We start from the raw sequence: 17,320 nt of genomic DNA on the forward strand, positions 1-17,320 counted from the left end.
TGAAATCAAGCTAACGAAATGTCGCTGGCAGCCACTACCCAGTATCGACCGGCAGGCTACTCACGAAAATAAAGTGGGAATAAGATAAGTTTTCTTTACGGGGAAGTAAAATCCCGGATGGGTCAATCTGCAAAATTTCGCCAGATTTCCTGGATATCTTCCATCAGATAGCCGCGGTAGAGCAAAAAGCGCTGAATTTTGACTTTTTCTGCAAATACGGTGGGCAAGGGTTCGCCATATTTTCTCTGCGCCTGCTCTTTAGCAAGCTGTGCCCAGTCGATTTCGCAGTCACGCATGGCTGACTCTATCGTCTCGCGGGAAATCCCCTTCTGCTTTAGCTCCTGGCGGACGCGCGCCGGGCCGTATCCCTTGCGGCTGCGGCTGGCAATAAACTGGCCGACAAAGCGATCGTCGTCCAGATAGCGGTTCTCAATACACCATTCGACAACGTTATCGACCTCTTCCGGCGTTACGTTTAGCGCTTCAGGGCCGTTCTTGCTCATCACCGGCGCAGCCAGTTTGCGCCTGAGCTCCTGTTCGCTATGGTCGCGCATTGCCAGAATGCGAATCGCGCGATCCAGCAGACGGGCATAGTCAGAGCGGCGGGATGAAGTTTCAGTCACGGGCAACCTCGCTAATCAAAAAAGCAAAAGGGCCGCATAAGCGGCCCCTTGTTAGTCTGTTCAGACGATATCAGAAATCTTGTTCGGTTTCTGCTTCGCTGTTGCCATCAACCGCGAAGTCCGGCGTAGAGTCCTGATTGCTCAGCAGCAGTTCACGAACTTTCTTCTCGATCTCTTTTGCTGCAGCCGGGTTCTCTTTCAGCCAGGAGATCGCGTTCGCCTTACCCTGACCAATTTTATCGCCGTTGTAGCTGTACCAGGCGCCCGCTTTCTCAATCAGCTTCTCTTTCACGCCGAGATCGACCAGCTCACCGAAGAAGTTGATACCTTCGCCGTAGAGAATCTGGAATTCGGCCTGTTTAAACGGCGCGGCAATTTTGTTTTTCACCACTTTAACGCGGGTTTCGCTGCCGACAACGTTGTCACCCTCTTTCACCGCACCGATACGGCGGATATCCAGACGCACGGAGGCGTAGAATTTCAGCGCGTTACCACCGGTAGTGGTTTCCGGGTTACCGAACATGACGCCAATTTTCATACGAATCTGGTTGATAAAGATCAGCAGCGTGTTGGACTGCTTCAGGTTACCCGCCAGTTTACGCATCGCCTGGCTCATCATACGCGCCGCGAGGCCCATGTGAGAGTCGCCGATTTCACCTTCGATTTCCGCTTTCGGCGTCAGCGCCGCAACGGAGTCGACGACGATAACGTCTACCGCACCGGAACGCGCCAGCGCGTCACAGATTTCCAGAGCCTGCTCGCCGGTGTCCGGCTGGGAGCACAGCAGGTTGTCGATATCGACGCCCAGCTTGCGAGCATAAACCGGATCCAGCGCGTGTTCCGCATCGATAAACGCACAGGTTTTACCTTCACGCTGCGCGGCGGCGATAACCTGCAGCGTCAGCGTGGTTTTACCGGAAGATTCAGGCCCGTAAATCTCGACGATACGGCCCATCGGCAGGCCGCCTGCGCCCAGGGCGATATCCAGGGAAAGCGAGCCGGTGGAGATTGTTTCCACATCCATGGAGCGGTCTTCACCCAGGCGCATGATGGAGCCTTTACCGAATTGTTTTTCGATCTGGCCCAGTGCTGCCGCCAACGCTTTCTGTTTGTTTTCGTCGATAGCCATTATTACTCCTCTCATGCCGGGTGTAACCGGGTAGTCAATTCTGTTCTGTTGAAGCAATTATACTGTATAGTCATACAGTATCAAGTATTTTGTAGAAATTGTTGCCAGAGGAGATTTAGCGCATAGGCCGTGGCCTGGCGGCGCACCGCCTCCCGGTCTCCGGCAAAGCATTCGCGCTGGGTTACGCCCTGTCCGCTGGCGCTAGCCACGCCAAACCAGACGGTGCCCACCGGCTTTTCCGCGCTGCCGCCATCCGGCCCGGCGATGCCGCTGACCGAAATCGCGTAGTCCGCGCGAGCCGCGCGCAGGGCGCCAATCGCCATCTCCACGACCACCGGTTCGCTCACCGCGCCATGGTCAAGCAGCGTCGCTTCGCTGACGCCAATCATCTGCGACTTGGCTTCATTACTGTAAGTCACAAAACCGCGCTCAAACCACGCCGAGCTGCCGGCAATATCGGTCAGGGTTTTGGCGACCCAGCCGCCGGTGCAGGACTCCGCCGTGGTCACCGTCGCGCCGCGCGCTTTCAGCGCCTGCCCCACCTGCTCGCTCAGCTGCATTAATTCCGAATCTGTCATTCGTCGCCCCACGTAAGCTCTATAAACAGGCCATCAAAGATAGCACTTCCAGCGAAGATATGGGGACGGGGTGGCGAATTTACGAGGAGGCTTGCGAAAATCATCGCCCACGCTGTCGCAGCACTTTCGGATAGCAGCCTGATGTCACCGGTGTCACAATTCACCGCACATTAAAGGAAGAGTTAAATTCGAGGTTATCTGGAATGGCCAAAGCCCCCTTTACCGCAGAGCAGAGTCTGCAAAAAATCCGTCAGGTGCGCCTTTGCCTGTTCTTATGCGGCTTATTTTCACTGTTCACCGCGCTTCTGCATATTTTCACCCGCTCCTTCAATCCCCTGTGTGAAGGCGTGCAGCTCTTATTGGGCGTCGGCTGCGTGATCTATGGATTTACTTTAAGCAAAAGAATCAAGCAGATACTTAACGGGCAGCCCGGATAAAAACCGGCCCCCTGCGGGCCGGCAGAAACTATTGCATACTGGCCGCAATCAGCTCGACGTTGTGACGCAGCATTTTCACATAACTGTCCGCCACGCCGCCGGGTTTAGAGAGCGCTTCAGGATAGAGCTCACCGCCCGGCTGCGCGCCCGTTGCGCTGGCGATCTGCTTGACCAGCCTTGGGTCGAGCTGGTTTTCCATAAACCAGGTATGCACGCCGTCGGCTTTAATTTGTTGAATTAAAGCCGCTACCTGCGCCGCGCTGGCTTCACTCTCCGACGATAATCCCTGCGGCGCGAGGAAGGTCACACCATAGGCGCGGCCAAAATAGCCGAAAGCGTCATGGCTGGTGAGCACTTTGCGTTTCTCCAGCGCAATGGCGCTGAACTGGCTTTTTGCCCAGCGATCGATATCGTTGAGCTGGCTGATATAGCGCTGACCGGAAATCTCCAGCGCAGCCTTATCATCCGGGTCCGCTTTTACCAGGCCGTTAAGGATATTCTTCGCATACAGGGCGCCGTTGGCGGCGCTGTTCCACGCATGCGGATCGGTTACCGTTGCGCCATCTTCTTCAAGCGTGTGAGTTTTGACTCCGCGGGAAGCTACCACCAGCTCACCTTTGAAACCGGATGCCTTAATTAAGCGGTCCAGCCAGCCTTCCAGCCCCAGACCGTTGACCACCACGACATCCGCTTTACTCAGCAGCGCGCTATCTTTCGGCGAAGGCTCAAAGGTATGCGGATCGCCATCCGGCCCCACCAGCGTGTTGACATGCACGTGTTCGCCGCCAATCTGCTGCACCATATCGCCTAAAACGGAAAAACTACTCACGACATTCAGCGTTTTCGCCATCACCCCGTGCGATGCGAGCCCCAGCGCCAGCGCCAGCCATATCCCGGTACGTTGCTTCATTTTCCTTACCCCATTAATTTACGCCAGCCGACAACCAGCCGGCTGCGCGTGCCAAAAAATACCGATACAAAAAAGATGCCGCTGGCGGTCAGCACGATCGCGGGTCCGGCAGGCAAATTCGCCGCCCACGACAGGCTCAGCCCCATCCACGCGCAAAAACTGCCGATCGACGCCGCCAGCAGCAGAATGCCCGGCAGCGTTCGCGCCCAGCAGCGCGCCGCGACGGCAGGCAGCATCATGACGCCTACCGCCATCAGCGTGCCGAGAACCTGAAACCCGGCCACCAGGTTGAGCACCAGCAGGGCGAGAAACAGGCCGTGGAGCAGCGCCGGCAATCTTCGCGAGTTCACCTGAAGCCAGACGCTATCGAAGGCTTCACTGACCAGGCCGCGATAAAACAACGCGATGCAAATCAGGGTCAGGCTGGCAACGGCGGAGACAAACAGCGCCGAATCGCGGTCTACCGCCAGAATCGAGCCAAACAGCAGATGCAGCAGGTCGACGTTAGAACCGCGCAGCGAGACCAGCGTAACGCCCAGCGCCAGGGAGCCGAGATAAAACCCGGCGAAGCTGGCATCCTCTTTTAAAGGCGTGCGTCGGCTGACCCATCCCGCCACCAGCGCCACCGCAATGCCGGCAATAAAACCACCGACGGTCATCGCCAGCAGCGACATCCCGTTAAGCAGGTAGCCCGCCGCCACGCCGGGCAAAATCGCATGCGAGAGCGCATCGCCCATCAGGCTCATGCGACGTAAAAGTAAGAAAACGCCGAGCATCGTAGTGCTCAGGGAGAGCGCCAGGCACACCACCAGCGCGCGGCGCATAAAGCCAAACTCGATAAAGGGTTGAATAAAGGTGTGCCAGATCATGCCAGCCTCGCGGAGTGAAAGGCGGGCAGTACATCAGGCGTACAGCCCCAGCGGGCGTGCTGCGACGTTAGCAGCAGCGTTTCCGGGAAATAGTCGGCGACCCGTTGGTTATCGTGCAGCACCGCCAGAATCGTCTGTCCCTGCTGGTGCATTTCGAGGATCAGCGCCATCAGCTCACGACAGGTCGCTTCGTCGATGCCGGTAAACGGTTCGTCAAGCATTACCAGCGGCGCGCGTTGCACCATGACCCTTGCGAAGAGCATGCGCTGAAACTGGCCGCCGGAGAGCGCCTCAATCGGCGTTTTCGCCATCGTTAACAGTCCCACCCGCTCTAAGGATGCGACGATACGCTGACGCCCCTCTCCCCTGAGCCCGCGCAATAGCGATACCCGGGGCCAGGCCCCCTGGCTGACCACATCCTGCACCGTCAACGGAAACTGCGACTCCAGGGCATGACGCTGCGCCAGCCAGCCGATAACGGGTCGTTCACCGCGCCAGTTCAGACGGCCGCTAACCGGTGGAATAAAGCCGGCCAGCGTCTTGAGCAGCGTCGACTTCCCACAGCCATTAAGGCCGACAATCGCCGTCATACTCCCCGTTGCAATCGTACCGCTAAGGGACGGCGTGATCGCCAGCCCTTCATAGCCAGCCACCAGGTGATCGAGCTTAATCATGGCAGGGATACCGCCCACCAGGTTGCCAGCCACAGCGCGGCCAGCACTACGCAGGCCATCGTCAGCCGGGCGATGCCTGAAGTCATCAATAAGGAAGTCAATGTTTACGCCTCAATAAAACGTTATAACATAACAATATTAAAAGAAGCGTAGATTGTAAATTGGCGTCAACAAAAGGAAATGCTGCAAAATGTTACAGACTCCTCTCCGGACGGAGAGGAGCGCAGAAGGCGGGATTACTGCATCCGGGCCTGAGAAACCGCCAGGCCCAGCTGCCAGACGGCCATCGCGTAATGGGTGCTGTGGTTATAGCGGGTGATAGTGTAGAAGTTCGGCAGGCCGTACCAGTACTGATAGCCGGTACCGACATCCAGACGCAGCAGGCTCGCCTGCTGATGGTTACCCAGCGGCTGGGTCGGGGTTAATCCTGCCGCCGCCAGCTGCGAGACGCTGTATTTAGTTTTAAACCCATTGTTCAGGCCTGGCGCCTGGCCCAGCGCCTGTACCGCGACCAGATCGCCGCTCACCCAACCGTGCTGCTTGAAGTAATTCGCCACGCTGCCGATGGCATCGACCGGATCCCACAGATTGATATGCCCGTCGCCGTTAAAGTCCACGGCATACTGCTTATAAGAAGAGGGCATAAACTGACCATAGCCCATTGCCCCGGCGAAGGAGCCTTTCAGATCGAGCGGGTCATCCTGTTCGCTGCGCGCCATCAGCAGGAACGTTTCCAGCTCGCCGGAGAAGTATTCGGCGCGGCGCGGATAGTTAAACGACAGCGTCGCCAGCGCATCGAGGATACGGGTCTTACCCATCACTCTGCCCCAGCGGGTCTCAACGCCAATAATCCCGACGATAATTTCCGGCGGCACGCCGTAAACCTGGTACGCGCGGTTGAGCGCATCCTGATACTGGTTCCAGAACGCCACGCCGTTCTGCACGTTATCCGGGGTAATAAACTGTTTTTTATAGCGCAGCCAGGCGCCGTTTGGCCCTGACGGCGGCAGCCCGGTCGGCGCCTGGCGGTCCATCAGACGCAGAACATAGTCCAGACGTTTAGCCTGCGAGAGGATCTCATGCAGCTGCTGTCGGTCAAAGCCGTGCTTGCTCACCATCTTGTCGATGAACTGCTCCGCCGCCGGGTTATTCGCGAAATCACCGCTCATTTGCATCACGTTATTCTGCGGCTCAAGTAAAAAACCGCCCGTGCCGCCCGCCATTTCCTTTTCCGCGGGGGTTTGAGGTTTGCTGCTGCAGGCAGCGAGAAGAACGCAAAGAGGGAGTAAAGCCAGATAACGACGCTTCAACATGGGACATCCATTCAACAAATCGGCAAGGGATAATTATGGTAAAGCATGCGCCCGCTCACAAGGAAGCGGCGACGATGTAAATTCTTTTTTCTTGCCGTTTTTGCTTATGCCTCGCCGGATCTTTCTTTCACTTCAGCTATAAACTTTCAAAATAAAATATTTATCTTTCATTTTGCGATCAGTTTAACACTTTTAAACCTTTTAAAATGATTAAAATTAGCCGCCGGTTAGCAAGAAAAATAACACGCTGAAGGAGAGAACAATGATTGAAGTCGTTACCCACGGCGCCGAGTGGTTTATCGGCCTGTTTCAGAAGGGAGGCGAGGTATTCACCGGAATGGTCACCGGGATCCTGCCTTTGCTGATCAGCCTGCTGGTGATCATGAATGCGCTTATCAACTTTATCGGTCAGCAGCGGATCGAAAAGCTGGCGCAGCGCTGCGCCGGTAATCCGATCTCGCGCTACCTGCTGCTGCCCTGCATCGGCACCTTCGTTTTCTGTAACCCGATGACCCTGAGCCTTGGGCGCTTTATGCCCGAGAAATACAAACCGAGCTACTACGCGGCGGCCTCCTACAGCTGCCACTCAATGAACGGCCTGTTTCCGCATATCAACCCCGGCGAACTGTTCGTTTATCTGGGGATCGCCAACGGGCTGACCACCCTCGGCCTGCCGTTAGGGCCACTGGCGGTGAGCTATTTGCTGGTGGGTCTGGTGACGAACTTCTTCCGCGGCTGGGTAACCGATCTGACCACGTCGATTTTTGAGAAAAAAATGGCCATCCAGCTTGAGCAGAAAGTCCACCTGTCAGGAGCGATATCATGACCCGTATTCGCATTGAAAAAGGCACCGGCGGCTGGGGCGGACCGCTCGAACTGGACGCCGTTGCCGGTAAAAAAATTGTCTATATCACCGCGGGCACCCGTCCGGCGATCGTCGATAAAATTGCCCACCTCACCGGCTGGCAGGCGGTCGATGGTTTCAAAGAGGGTGAGCCGCCGGAAGCGGAAATCGGCGTGGCGATTATCGACTGCGGCGGCACCCTGCGCTGCGGTATCTACCCGAAGCGCCGCATCCCGACCATTAATATTCACGCGACCGGCAAATCGGGTCCGCTGGCGCAGTATATCGTCGAAGATATTTACGTTTCCGGCGTCAAAGAAGAGAACATTTTCGCCCTGGAAGATGGCCCCTCCCCGGCCCCGCAGGCCGCGCCAGCCCAGCCGGCGGTCCGCGACTATGACACCAGCAAGAAAATCACCGAGCAGAGCGACGGCCTGCTGGCCAAAGTCGGCATGGGGATGGGTTCCGTCGTGGCGGTGCTGTTCCAGGCCGGGCGCGACACCATCGATACGGTGTTGAAAACCATTCTGCCGTTTATGGCCTTCGTCGCGGCGCTGATCGGCATCATCATGGCCTCCGGCATCGGCGATTGGGTAGCCCATGGCCTGGCGCCGCTCGCCAGCCATCCGCTGGGCCTCGTCACCCTGGCGCTGATCTGCTCTTTCCCGCTGCTGTCGCCGTTTCTCGGCCCCGGCGCGGTCATCGCCCAGGTTATCGGCGTGCTGATTGGCGTGCAGATTGGCCTCGGCAATATTCCGCCGCATCTCGCCCTGCCCGCGCTGTTCGCCATCAACGCCCAGGCCGCCTGCGACTTTATCCCGGTTGGCCTGTCGCTGGCGGAAGCTCGCCAGGATACGGTGCGCGTCGGCGTACCGTCGGTGCTGGTGAGCCGTTTCCTGACCGGAGCGCCAACGGTGCTCATCGCCTGGTTCGTTTCCGGATTTATTTATCAATAAGAGGTGCCTGAAGATGACCGTGATTTACCAGACCACGATTACCCATATCGGCGCCAGCGCGACGATGGCGCTGGAGGAGCAAATGCTGATCACCTTCCGCGAAGGCGCCCCGGCCGATATCGAAGAGTACTGCTTTATTCACAACCACGGTGAGCTGTCCGGCGCGCTGGCGCCGGGCGCGGAGCTACAGCTTGGCGAGCTGCGCTACCCGGTCACCGCCGTCGGCGACGTTGCCGAACAGAACCTACGCGAGCTGGGCCATATCACGCTGCGCTTTGACGGGCACCGCGAAGCGGAATTCCCCGGGACCGTACACGTGGCGGGCCCGGTGCCGGAAGGCATCGCCACCGGCTGCGTACTGAAATTTGTTGCTTAAGTTGTAAGGAGAAAATTATGAATCAGGTTGCTGTTGTCATCGGTGGGGGACAAACCTTAGGAGAGTTTTTGTGCCGCGGGCTTGCCGCAGAAGGCTATCGCGTGGCGGTAGTCGATATTCAGAGCGATAAAGCGACCCGCGTCGCCCAGGCCATCAACGCGGAGTATGGCGAAGGCGCTGCGTGGGGCTTCGGCGCGGACGCCACCAGCGAAGCCAGCGTGGTTGCTCTTGCTCGCGGAGTGGATGAAATATTTTCCCGCGTCGATCTGCTGGTCTATAGCGCCGGGATCGCTAAAGCGGCCTTTATTAGCGATTTCGCGCTGGGGGATTTCGACCGTTCTCTGCAGGTGAATCTGGTGGGCTACTTCCTCTGCGCCCGCGAGTTTTCCCGCCTGATGATCCGCGACGGCATTAAAGGTCGCATCATCCAGATTAACTCTAAATCCGGCAAAGTGGGCAGCAAACATAACTCCGGCTATAGCGCGGCGAAGTTCGGCGGCGTGGGTCTGACGCAGTCGCTGGCGCTGGACCTCGCGGAGTACGGGATTACCGTGCATTCTCTGATGCTGGGCAACCTGCTGAAGTCGCCGATGTTCCAGTCGCTGCTGCCGCAGTACGCCACCAAGCTGGGGATCCCGGAGGAGCAGGTCGAGCAGTATTACATCGATAAAGTCCCGCTAAAGCGCGGCTGCGATTACCAGGACGTACTTAACGTGCTGATGTTTTACGCCAGCCCGCAGGCTTCATACTGTACCGGGCAGTCCATCAACGTCACCGGCGGGCAGGTGATGTTTTAAAACGTTGCGCACTGTTTCCCCGGAGGCGATGCTGCGCATCTGTCCGGGCTACCGATTATGCGGCTGTCTGGTAGCCCGGACAGGCGCAACGCGCCGCCTCCGGGGAAATATCGCACACGCCTTAAGGAGACTTTATGGTTACCGCACTTATCACCGTCGCCGCCATCGCCTGGATAACCCAGCTCGCCTTTGGCGGCTGGCAAATCAGGCAGTTCAATCGCGCGTTCGATCGGCTGTGCCAGCAGGGACGCGTCGGCGTCGGCCGTTCCTCGGGGCGGTTCAAGCCGCGCGCCGTCGTCGCCATCGCCGTCGACGAAAACGACCGCATTTGCGATACGCTGCTAATGAAAGGCCTCACCGTCTTCGCCAGGCCGCAAAAAATCCCCGTCCTGACCGGTAAACATCTTAAGGAATTGCAGCCTGATGTGATCTTTCCCAATGATCCGCTTTGTCAGAATGCACTATCATTAGCGCTTAATCCGAAACATGGATAATTTCGTTGTGAACGTTAATATCTTGCGAAATTATCATTTCGAAACTTTAAACGCAGGATACAACGCTTATGAAACCACGTCAGCGCCAGGCAGCCATTCTCGAGCACCTGCAATCGCAGGGCAAATGCTCGGTCGAAGAGCTGGCGCAACACTTCGACACCACCGGTACCACCATCCGTAAGGATCTGGTGATCCTTGAGAATGCCGGTACCGTTATCCGTACTTACGGCGGCGTGGTGTTAAATAAAGACGAGGCCGATCCGCCCATCGACCACAAAACGCTGATTAACACCCATAAAAAAGAGCGGATTGCCGAAGCCGCCGTCAGCTTCATTCACGATGGCGACTCGATCATTCTTGACGCCGGCAGTACGGTGCTGCAAATGGTACCGATGCTCAGCCGCTTCAATAACATTACCGTGATGACCAACAGCCTGCATATCGTCAACGCCCTCTCTGAACTGGATAACGAACAAACCATCCTGATGCCGGGCGGCACGTTTCGCAAAAAATCGGCCTCCTTTCACGGCCAGTTGGCGGAAAACGCCTTCGAACACTTCAGCTTCGATCGACTGTTTATGGGCACCGACGGCATTGATTTAATCGCCGGCGTCACCACCTTTAATGAGGTTTATACGGTCAGCAAAGCGATGTGCAATGCCGCCCGCGAAGTTATCCTGATGGCCGACTCGTCGAAGTTTGGCCGCAAAAGTCCCAATATCGTCTGCGGCCTGGAGAGCGTGGACAAACTGATTACCGATGCCGATATCAGCCCGGAATTTAAGCGGGCGCTGGAAGACAAAGGCATCGAAGTCATTATTACTGGAGAACATCATGAGTAACTTTCTGTTAGAAGCCGGACGCCAGACCCTGATGCTGGAGCTTCAGGAGGCGAGCCGCCTGCCTGAACGCCTGGGCGACGACTTCATCCGCGCGGCGGAAACCATCATCCACTGCGAGGGCAAACTGGTCGTCTCCGGTATCGGTAAATCGGGTCATATTGGTAAAAAGCTGGCCGCCACCTTCGCCAGCACCGGCACCCCGGCATTTTTTGTTCACCCGGCGGAAGCGCTGCACGGCGACCTCGGAATGCTCGACAGCCGCGACGTGATGCTGTTTATCTCTTACTCCGGCAGCGCCAAAGAGCTGGATCTTATCGTTCCGCGCCTGGAAGAAAAATCCATTCCGCTGCTGGCGATGACCGGTAAATCCACTTCACCGCTGGCGCTGGCGGCCAAAGCGGTGCTCGATATCGCCGTAGAGCGCGAAGCCTGCCCGATGCACCTCGCGCCCACCTCCAGCACCGTCAATACCCTGATGCTCGGCGACGCGCTGGCCATGGCGGTCATGCAGGCCCGCGGCTTTAACGAAGAAGATTTCGCCCGTTCGCACCCGGCGGGCGCGCTGGGCGCGCGGCTGCTGAACAAAGTCCATCATCTGATGCGCCGCGATGGCGACGTGCCGCGCGTCGCTAACGACACCAGCGTCATGGACGCGATGCTCGAACTCAGCCGCACCGGCCTGGGGCTGGTGGCGGTTTGCGATGAACGCAATCACGTGCAGGGCGTCTTTACCGATGGCGACCTGCGCCGCTGGCTGGTGGGCGGCGGCAGCTTACAGGATATCGTCAGCCAGGCAATGACCCGCAACGGCGTCACTCTGCAAGCGGAAAGCCGCGCGATAGAAGCCAAGGAGCGCCTGATGAAGCACAAAATCAGCGCCGCTCCGGTAGTGGATGAAAACGGCCAGCTGGTCGGCGCGATTAACCTGCAAAACTTTTATCAGGCCGGGATCCTTTAAGCCCCAGACGTTTCGCCAGCCGGTGCAGGTTGGCGACGTCGAGCTCCAGCGCGCGGGCGGCTGCGGCCCAGTTTCGACGGTTATCCGCCAGCGCTCTGGCGATCGCTTCGCGCTGAAACGCCTCTGTCGCCTCGCGCAGGCTTACTGCTCCCACCGACGGCTGCGGGGTAACGGTCGGCAAGGCCGGCGTTTCCTCGGCAAACTGGAAATGCTGCGGCTCCAGCACCACTTCATTACCCGCCTGCGTCGCCCGCGCCAGCACCACCGCCCGATGAATCGCGTGCTCCAGCTCGCGCACGTTGCCCGGCCATGACCACGCAAGCAGCCTGCCGCGCGTCGCCTCGCTTAAAATCACCTGCGCCAGCCCCATGCGCACACGACACTGTTCGCAAAAATAACCGGCCAGCAGCACCACGTCATTGTCCCGCTCGCGAAGCGCCGGAACCGACAGCGGAAACACGCTCAGCCGATGATACAAATCGGCGCGAAAACGCCCCTCCACGACCTCCTGACGCAGATCGCGGTTAGTGGCCGCCAGCACCCGCACATCGACCCGCAGGCTGCGGTCGTCGCCGACGCGCTGAATATCGCCATACTGCAGTACCCGTAGCAGCTTGGCCTGGAGCGCCAGCGAAAGCTCGCCAATTTCATCGAGAAATAGCGTTCCGTTATCTGCCATTTCAAACTTACCGCTGCGGTTGCTGATCGCCCCGGTAAATGCCCCTTTGACGTGGCCAAACAGTTCGCTCTCCGCCACGCTCTCCGGCAGGGCCGCGCAGTTGAGATAGACCAGCGGATTGGCCGCCCTCGGCGACCCCTGATGCACCGCTTTCGCCACCAGCTCTTTGCCGGTGCCGGTCTCGCCGCTAATCAGCACGTTTAAGTCAGAGGCCGCGACGATGTCGATCTCCTTCTTCAACTGCAGCATCGGCGCCGACAGGCCAATGATCTCCTGACGTTCGGATACCGGATACACGATAGCCTGTTCCGGCAGCACGTTTTGATTCTCCAGCCTGGCGATCAGCAGCGCGTTATTGAGCGCTCCGGCGACCAGAGCGGCTATCAGGCGCAGCTCCTCGTCGCTAAAGCTGTCAAAACGGTCCGCATCCATCCCGTCGAGGGTGAGCGCGCCGATCAGGGTTTGTCCGGCAAACAGCGGCAGGCCGACGCAGGCGTGCACCTTCAGGCTCTCCTGACCGGGGATCAGCCCATCGTAAGGGTCCGGCAAATCGCTGTCCGCCGGGAACCGCACCACGTCCCCCGCCCGGGCAATCGCCTCCAGCCGCGGGTGGCCTTCAAGGGCAAAGCGCCGGCCAAGCACGTCCTGGGCCAGGCCATCAATCGCCAGCGGCACAAACTGGTGCGCCTCATAGCGCAGCAGCGCCGAGGCATCGCAGCCGAGTATCTGCCGCAGGGTGGTAATCAAACGCGAGAAACGGTCGGCATGGCCGAGATCGCTTTGTAAATCAATGGCGATTTTCGCCAGGGCCTCGACGGAGAAACTCATGTTCGCCTCATAGTCATTTTGACATTTAACATAGTCATATCGACTATTTTAACCATTGTCATTTTGACATCAATGAATTTTAATAAAAATATAAAAACCATTAAATTCAATAAATTAAAAAGTTGGCACGCAACTTGATATAAGCAAAACATCCTATTTGAACAATGCTGAATTAATTGAGGTTGCTATGTCTATTCTGGTTAAAAATAACATTCATTGGGTTGGCCAACGCGACTGGGAAGTGCGTGATTTCCACGGGACGGAATACAAAACGCTGCGCGGCAGCAGCTACAACAGCTATCTTATCCGGGAAGAAAAAAATGTGCTGATCGATACCGTCGATCATAAATTCAGCCGTGAATTCGTGCAAAATCTGCGCGGCGAAATCGATCTCGCCGATATCGATTACATCATTATCAACCACGCGGAAGAGGACCATGCCGGCGCGCTCACCGAACTGATGACGCAAATTCCGGACACGCCGATTTACTGCACCGCCAACGCCATCGACTCCATCACCGGACACCATCATCACCCGGAGTGGAATTTCAACGTGGTGAAAACCGGCGACAGCCTGGATATCGGCAACGGCAAGCAGCTGATTTTCGTCGAAACCCCGATGCTGCACTGGCCGGATAGCATGATGACCTACATGACCGGCGACGCGGTGCTGTTCAGCAACGACGCCTTCGGCCAGCACTACTGCGATGAACATCTGTTTAATGATGAAGTTGACCAGGTTGAGCTTTATGAGCAGTGCCAGCGCTACTACGCCAACATTCTGACCCCGTTCAGCCGTCTGGTGACACCGAAAATTACCGAAATCCTCGGCTTTAACCTGCCGGTAGATATGATTGCCACCTCCCACGGCGTGGTCTGGCGCGATAATCCGACGCAAATCGTCGAAAAATATCTCGAGTGGGCGGCGGATTATCAGGAAGACCGCATCACGATTTTCTACGATACCATGTCCAACAATACCCGCATGATGGCCGATGCGATCGCTCAGGGCATTACCGACGTGGATCCGCGCGTGGCGGTGAAAATCTTCAACGTCGCCCGCAGCGATAAAAACGACATTCTGACCAACGTGTTCCGCTCGAAAGGCGTGCTGGTCGGCACCTCAACCATGAATAACGTGATGATGCCGAAAATCGCCGGGCTGGTGGAGGAGATGACCGGCCTGCGTTTTCGCAATAAGCACGCCAGCGCCTTCGGCTCCCACGGCTGGAGCGGCGGCGCGGTTGATCGCCTGTCCACGCGTTTACAGGATGCGGGCTTTGAAATGTCCCTGAGCCTGAAGGCCAAATGGCGTCCGGATCTCGACGCGCTGGAGCTGTGCCGTGAACACGGTCGCGAAATCGCCCGCCAGTGGGCACTCTCCCCGCTGCCGGTCACCAGTGAGGCCAAAGCTGCGCCAGAAGCAACGTCCTGCGCAGCAGCAGCCACTGCCGATCTCGGCCCGAAAATGCAGTGCAGCGTTTGCCAGTGGATTTACGACCCGGAACAAGGCGAGCCGAACCAGGACGTCCAGCCGGGTACACCGTGGAGCGATGTGCCGGATAACTTCCTCTGTCCTGAGTGTTCACTGGGTAAAGATGTGTTTGATGTTCTGGCATCGGAGGCAAAATGAGTGATGGCATCGTCATCATCGGCTCGGGCTTCGCGGCCCGTCAGCTGGTGAAAAATATCCGCAAGCAGGACCCGAACATCCCGCTGACCCTGATTGCCGCCGACAGTATGGATGAGTACAACAAGCCGGATCTCAGCCATGTGGTCAGCCGCGGCCAGAACGCCGACGACCTGACCCTGCAAACGGCGGGTGAGTTTGCCGAGCAGTACAATCTGCGCCTGTTTCCGCATACCTGGGTCAGCGATATCGACGCTGATAATCAGCGGGTGAAGAGCCAGGACCGCGAGTGGCGCTATGACAAACTGGTACTGGCCACCGGCGCGACGCCGTTTATCCCGCCGGTGCCGGGCCGCGAGCTGATGCTGACACTGAATAGCCAGCGAGAATACGGCGCGGCGCAAAGCCAACTGCGCGATGCAAAAAGGGTGCTGATCGTTGGCGGCGGTCTGATTGGCTGCGAGCTGGCGATGGATTTCTGCCGCGCCGGCAAAGCGGTGACGGTCGTGGATAACTCCGCCAGCGTGCTGTCGGCGCTGATGCCGCCGGAAGCCAGCAGTCGACTGCAGCATCGTCTGACCGACATGGGCGTGCATCTGATGCTGAAGACCCAGCTGGAAAGCCTGGAGCAGAGCACTGACGGGATTCGCGTCACCCTCGACCGCCAGCGTACGGTGATGGTGGATGCGGTAGTGGCGGCCGCCGGTTTGCGCCCGGAAACGGCGCTGGCGCGGCATGCGGGGTTGAAGACGCACCGTGGCGTGGTAGTGAACAGCCAGCTGCAAACCAGCCATCCGGCGATTTACGCCCTTGGCGATTGCGCGGAAATCAACGGCATGGTCCTGCCTTTTCTGCAGCCGATTCTGCTAAGCGCCATGTGTCTGGGTAAAAACCTGTTGGCCCAGCAGGGCGAGCTCAAGCTGCCGCCGATGCTGGTGAAGGTCAAAACGCCGGATTTACCGCTGCATCTGGCGGGCGATACCCGGCGTGAGGATCTGACGTGGAATATCGTTGCCGCCAAAGATGGCCTGGTCGCGAAAGGCGTTGACGCCGAAAACCGGCTGCGCGCGTTTGTGGTTAGCGAAGATCGCATGAAAGATGCTTTTGCCCTGCTCAGGCAGCTGGTGAGTTAACCTTGATGAAATGAGGTTATTCCCGAGGCGCGGCGTAAACGCCTTACCCGGGCTACCGGATCTCAGACGGCAGTAGCCCGGGCAGGCGCCTTGCGCCGTCCCCGGGAGCAGCGCGCAGAGTGGCATAATTTCCCGGAGGCGATGCTTGCGCATCTGTCCGGGCTACCGCCAGCAGACGGCTGTTAACCTGTAGCCCAGCTAAGCGCAGCGCAAGCCGGGGAAAGCCCAACCTACCGCGCCAGATTATCGTACCCGCGCCAGCGGTAGTTGAGCACCGACAGCACCCAGCAGGCCACGAACAGCCCGACCACTGCAAAACCGGCGTCGCCGAGATGGTCGTTCAATGCGCCGACCCAGCGCCAGACGCCGCCGCTCAGAGAGAACTTATCCATCAACAGCCCCAGCGCCTCCAGGCCGCCGATAAATAGCGCCACCACCACCGAGGTGCCGGTAATAGTCATATTGTAATAGAGCTTGCGCTGCGGCTTGCTGAACGCCCAGCCGTAGGCGCCGACCATCAGCACGTTATCAAGCGTATCCACCAGCGCCATTCCGCTGGCGAACAGCGCCGGAAAAACCATAATCGACCAAATCGATACCCCGCTCGACGCGCTGGCGGCGGAGATCCCCAGCACGCCGACCTCCGTCGCCGTATCAAAGCCGAGGCCAAACAGAAAACCCACCAGATACATCTGCCAGCTGCGGCTAATCAGGCGGAATGTTTTCGCGAACAGCCAGCTCATCATACCGCCGCCGGTCATAATCTCATCGCTCACCTTTTCGCCCTGCTTCCACGCCTGAAAGCTGCGCCAGACGCTGCGCAAAATGACCAGGTTGATAAGAGCCATCACCAGCAGGAACAGCGCCGATACGGCGGTGCCGATAACGCTGCCGGTCTCGTGAAACCAGCTCATCTGCTGGCCAAACGCGGTGGCGGTCGCGGCAATCGCCGCCGAAGCCAGCACCACAATCGACGAGTGTCCCAGAGAAAACCACGCGCCAACGGCAAAAGGCCGCTTCCCCTGCTGCATCATTTTGCGGGTCACGTTGTCGATCGCCGCGATATGGTCGGCGTCCACCGCGTGGCGCAGACCATATCCCCAGGCCAGCAGGCTGGCAGCCATCAGCGCGCCGCTGCCGCCGAACGCCGCAAACGCCCAGCCCCAGGCCAGCAAATTGGCGGCAATTAATGCCAGCACCAGCGCCGCTGCGCGCGGCTGCTGACGCAAAATCGTCACTATCATATGGGT

19 protein-coding genes are annotated in these 17,320 nt (G+C 58.2%); 10 read left to right on the forward strand and 9 right to left on the reverse strand.

From position 1 onward, the window contains the following. Window positions 1-122: 122 nt before the first annotated feature. The 3 genes from recX to pncC form a co-directional block, all read right to left on the reverse strand. Window positions 123-623 (reverse strand): recombination regulator RecX, encoded by a 501-nt coding sequence (gene recX / locus ACSIPU_RS17855; protein WP_032728975.1) that lies wholly within the window; start codon window positions 621-623, stop codon window positions 123-125. Window positions 624-693: 70 nt separating this feature from the next. Then, window positions 694-1,752 (reverse strand): recombinase RecA, encoded by a 1,059-nt coding sequence (recA, locus tag ACSIPU_RS17860; protein ID WP_004104808.1) that lies wholly within the window; start codon window positions 1,750-1,752, stop codon window positions 694-696. 80 nt (window positions 1,753-1,832) lie between these two features. Beyond that, on the reverse strand, window positions 1,833-2,330 hold the full coding sequence (pncC, locus tag ACSIPU_RS17865) for a nicotinamide-nucleotide amidase (RefSeq protein ID WP_016809455.1): 498 nt from the start codon (window positions 2,328-2,330) through the stop codon (window positions 1,833-1,835). Between the two features lie 203 nt (window positions 2,331-2,533). Here pncC and ACSIPU_RS17870 point away from each other — a divergent pair, with 203 nt between their 5' ends. After that, window positions 2,534-2,767, forward strand: coding sequence for a hypothetical protein (locus tag ACSIPU_RS17870; RefSeq protein ID WP_004114722.1), 234 nt, complete (start codon window positions 2,534-2,536; stop codon window positions 2,765-2,767). Between the two features lie 28 nt (window positions 2,768-2,795). Here ACSIPU_RS17870 and ACSIPU_RS17875 read toward each other — a convergent pair whose 3' ends face one another. The 4 genes from ACSIPU_RS17875 to mltB form a co-directional block, all read right to left on the reverse strand. Next, entirely contained in the window at window positions 2,796-3,677 is an 882-nt protein-coding gene (locus ACSIPU_RS17875) for a metal ABC transporter substrate-binding protein (protein ID WP_024274602.1), read from the reverse strand. Window positions 3,678-3,682: 5 nt separating this feature from the next. Beyond that, window positions 3,683-4,546 carry a metal ABC transporter permease gene (locus ACSIPU_RS17880; protein WP_004104814.1) on the reverse strand — a complete coding sequence of 288 codons (864 nt, stop codon included), beginning with the start codon at window positions 4,544-4,546 and terminating at the stop codon, window positions 3,683-3,685. Next, window positions 4,543-5,253, reverse strand: coding sequence for a metal ABC transporter ATP-binding protein (locus ACSIPU_RS17885; RefSeq protein WP_160886661.1), 711 nt, complete (start codon window positions 5,251-5,253; stop codon window positions 4,543-4,545). The genes ACSIPU_RS17880 and ACSIPU_RS17885 overlap by 4 nt, the downstream gene beginning before the upstream one ends. Window positions 5,254-5,456: 203 nt before the next feature. After that, window positions 5,457-6,533, reverse strand: a complete 1,077-nt coding sequence (mltB, locus tag ACSIPU_RS17890; RefSeq protein ID WP_196557958.1) for a lytic murein transglycosylase B — start codon at window positions 6,531-6,533, stop codon at window positions 5,457-5,459. A 262-nt stretch (window positions 6,534-6,795) separates the two neighbouring features. Between mltB and srlA the strand changes: the two genes are divergently transcribed. The 7 genes from srlA to gutQ all read left to right on the forward strand — a co-directional run bounded on the left by srlA (window position 6,796) and on the right by gutQ (window position 11,800). Then, entirely contained in the window at window positions 6,796-7,359 is a 564-nt protein-coding gene (gene srlA / locus ACSIPU_RS17895; protein ID WP_049128242.1) for a PTS glucitol/sorbitol transporter subunit IIC, read from the forward strand. Then, entirely contained in the window at window positions 7,356-8,333 is a 978-nt protein-coding gene (gene srlE / locus ACSIPU_RS17900) for a PTS glucitol/sorbitol transporter subunit IIB (protein WP_064356260.1), read from the forward strand. Before srlA ends, srlE begins: the two co-directional genes overlap by 4 nt. 13 nt (window positions 8,334-8,346) lie before the next feature. Next, window positions 8,347-8,709: a PTS glucitol/sorbitol transporter subunit IIA gene (gene srlB / locus ACSIPU_RS17905; RefSeq protein WP_016809460.1), complete on the forward strand. Its 363-nt coding sequence runs from the start codon at window positions 8,347-8,349 to the stop codon at window positions 8,707-8,709. Window positions 8,710-8,726: 17 nt separating this feature from the next. Further along, the gene (gene srlD, locus ACSIPU_RS17910; protein ID WP_049128243.1) at window positions 8,727-9,506 is read left to right on the forward strand and encodes a sorbitol-6-phosphate dehydrogenase; all 780 of its coding nucleotides are present in this window, start codon (window positions 8,727-8,729) and stop codon (window positions 9,504-9,506) included. Window positions 9,507-9,640: 134 nt separating this feature from the next. After that, window positions 9,641-10,000: a transcriptional regulator GutM gene (gene gutM / locus ACSIPU_RS17915; protein ID WP_004114726.1), complete on the forward strand. Its 360-nt coding sequence runs from the start codon at window positions 9,641-9,643 to the stop codon at window positions 9,998-10,000. A gap of 68 nt (window positions 10,001-10,068) precedes the next feature. After that, window positions 10,069-10,842 (forward strand): glucitol operon DNA-binding transcriptional repressor SrlR, encoded by a 774-nt coding sequence (srlR, locus tag ACSIPU_RS17920; RefSeq protein ID WP_004104826.1) that lies wholly within the window; start codon window positions 10,069-10,071, stop codon window positions 10,840-10,842. Then, a complete protein-coding gene (gutQ, locus tag ACSIPU_RS17925) occupies window positions 10,835-11,800 on the forward strand; it encodes an arabinose-5-phosphate isomerase GutQ (protein WP_004104827.1) in 966 nt (321 codons plus the stop codon). The genes srlR and gutQ overlap by 8 nt, the downstream gene beginning before the upstream one ends. Here gutQ and norR read toward each other — a convergent pair. Continuing rightward, entirely contained in the window at window positions 11,763-13,307 is a 1,545-nt protein-coding gene (norR, locus tag ACSIPU_RS17930; RefSeq protein WP_196557956.1) for a nitric oxide reductase transcriptional regulator NorR, read from the reverse strand. The genes gutQ and norR overlap by 38 nt on opposite strands. A 187-nt stretch (window positions 13,308-13,494) precedes the next feature. Here norR and norV point away from each other — a divergent pair, with 187 nt between their 5' ends. Next, the gene (norV, locus tag ACSIPU_RS17935; RefSeq protein ID WP_004104829.1) at window positions 13,495-14,940 is read left to right on the forward strand and encodes an anaerobic nitric oxide reductase flavorubredoxin; all 1,446 of its coding nucleotides are present in this window, start codon (window positions 13,495-13,497) and stop codon (window positions 14,938-14,940) included. After that, on the forward strand, window positions 14,937-16,070 hold the full coding sequence (gene norW, locus ACSIPU_RS17940) for an NADH:flavorubredoxin reductase NorW (protein ID WP_017145508.1): 1,134 nt from the start codon (window positions 14,937-14,939) through the stop codon (window positions 16,068-16,070). Before norV ends, norW begins: the two co-directional genes overlap by 4 nt. Window positions 16,071-16,300: 230 nt before the next feature. Here norW and ACSIPU_RS17945 read toward each other — a convergent pair whose 3' ends face one another. Next, window positions 16,301-17,314 carry a HoxN/HupN/NixA family nickel/cobalt transporter gene (locus tag ACSIPU_RS17945; RefSeq protein ID WP_004104831.1) on the reverse strand — a complete coding sequence of 338 codons (1,014 nt, stop codon included), beginning with the start codon at window positions 17,312-17,314 and terminating at the stop codon, window positions 16,301-16,303. Window positions 17,315-17,320: the final 6 nt, after the last annotated feature.

The sequence above is a fragment of the Klebsiella sp. HN106 genome (assembly GCF_051209435.1).
In the GTDB taxonomy this organism is placed as follows: domain Bacteria; phylum Pseudomonadota; class Gammaproteobacteria; order Enterobacterales; family Enterobacteriaceae; genus Klebsiella; species Klebsiella oxytoca.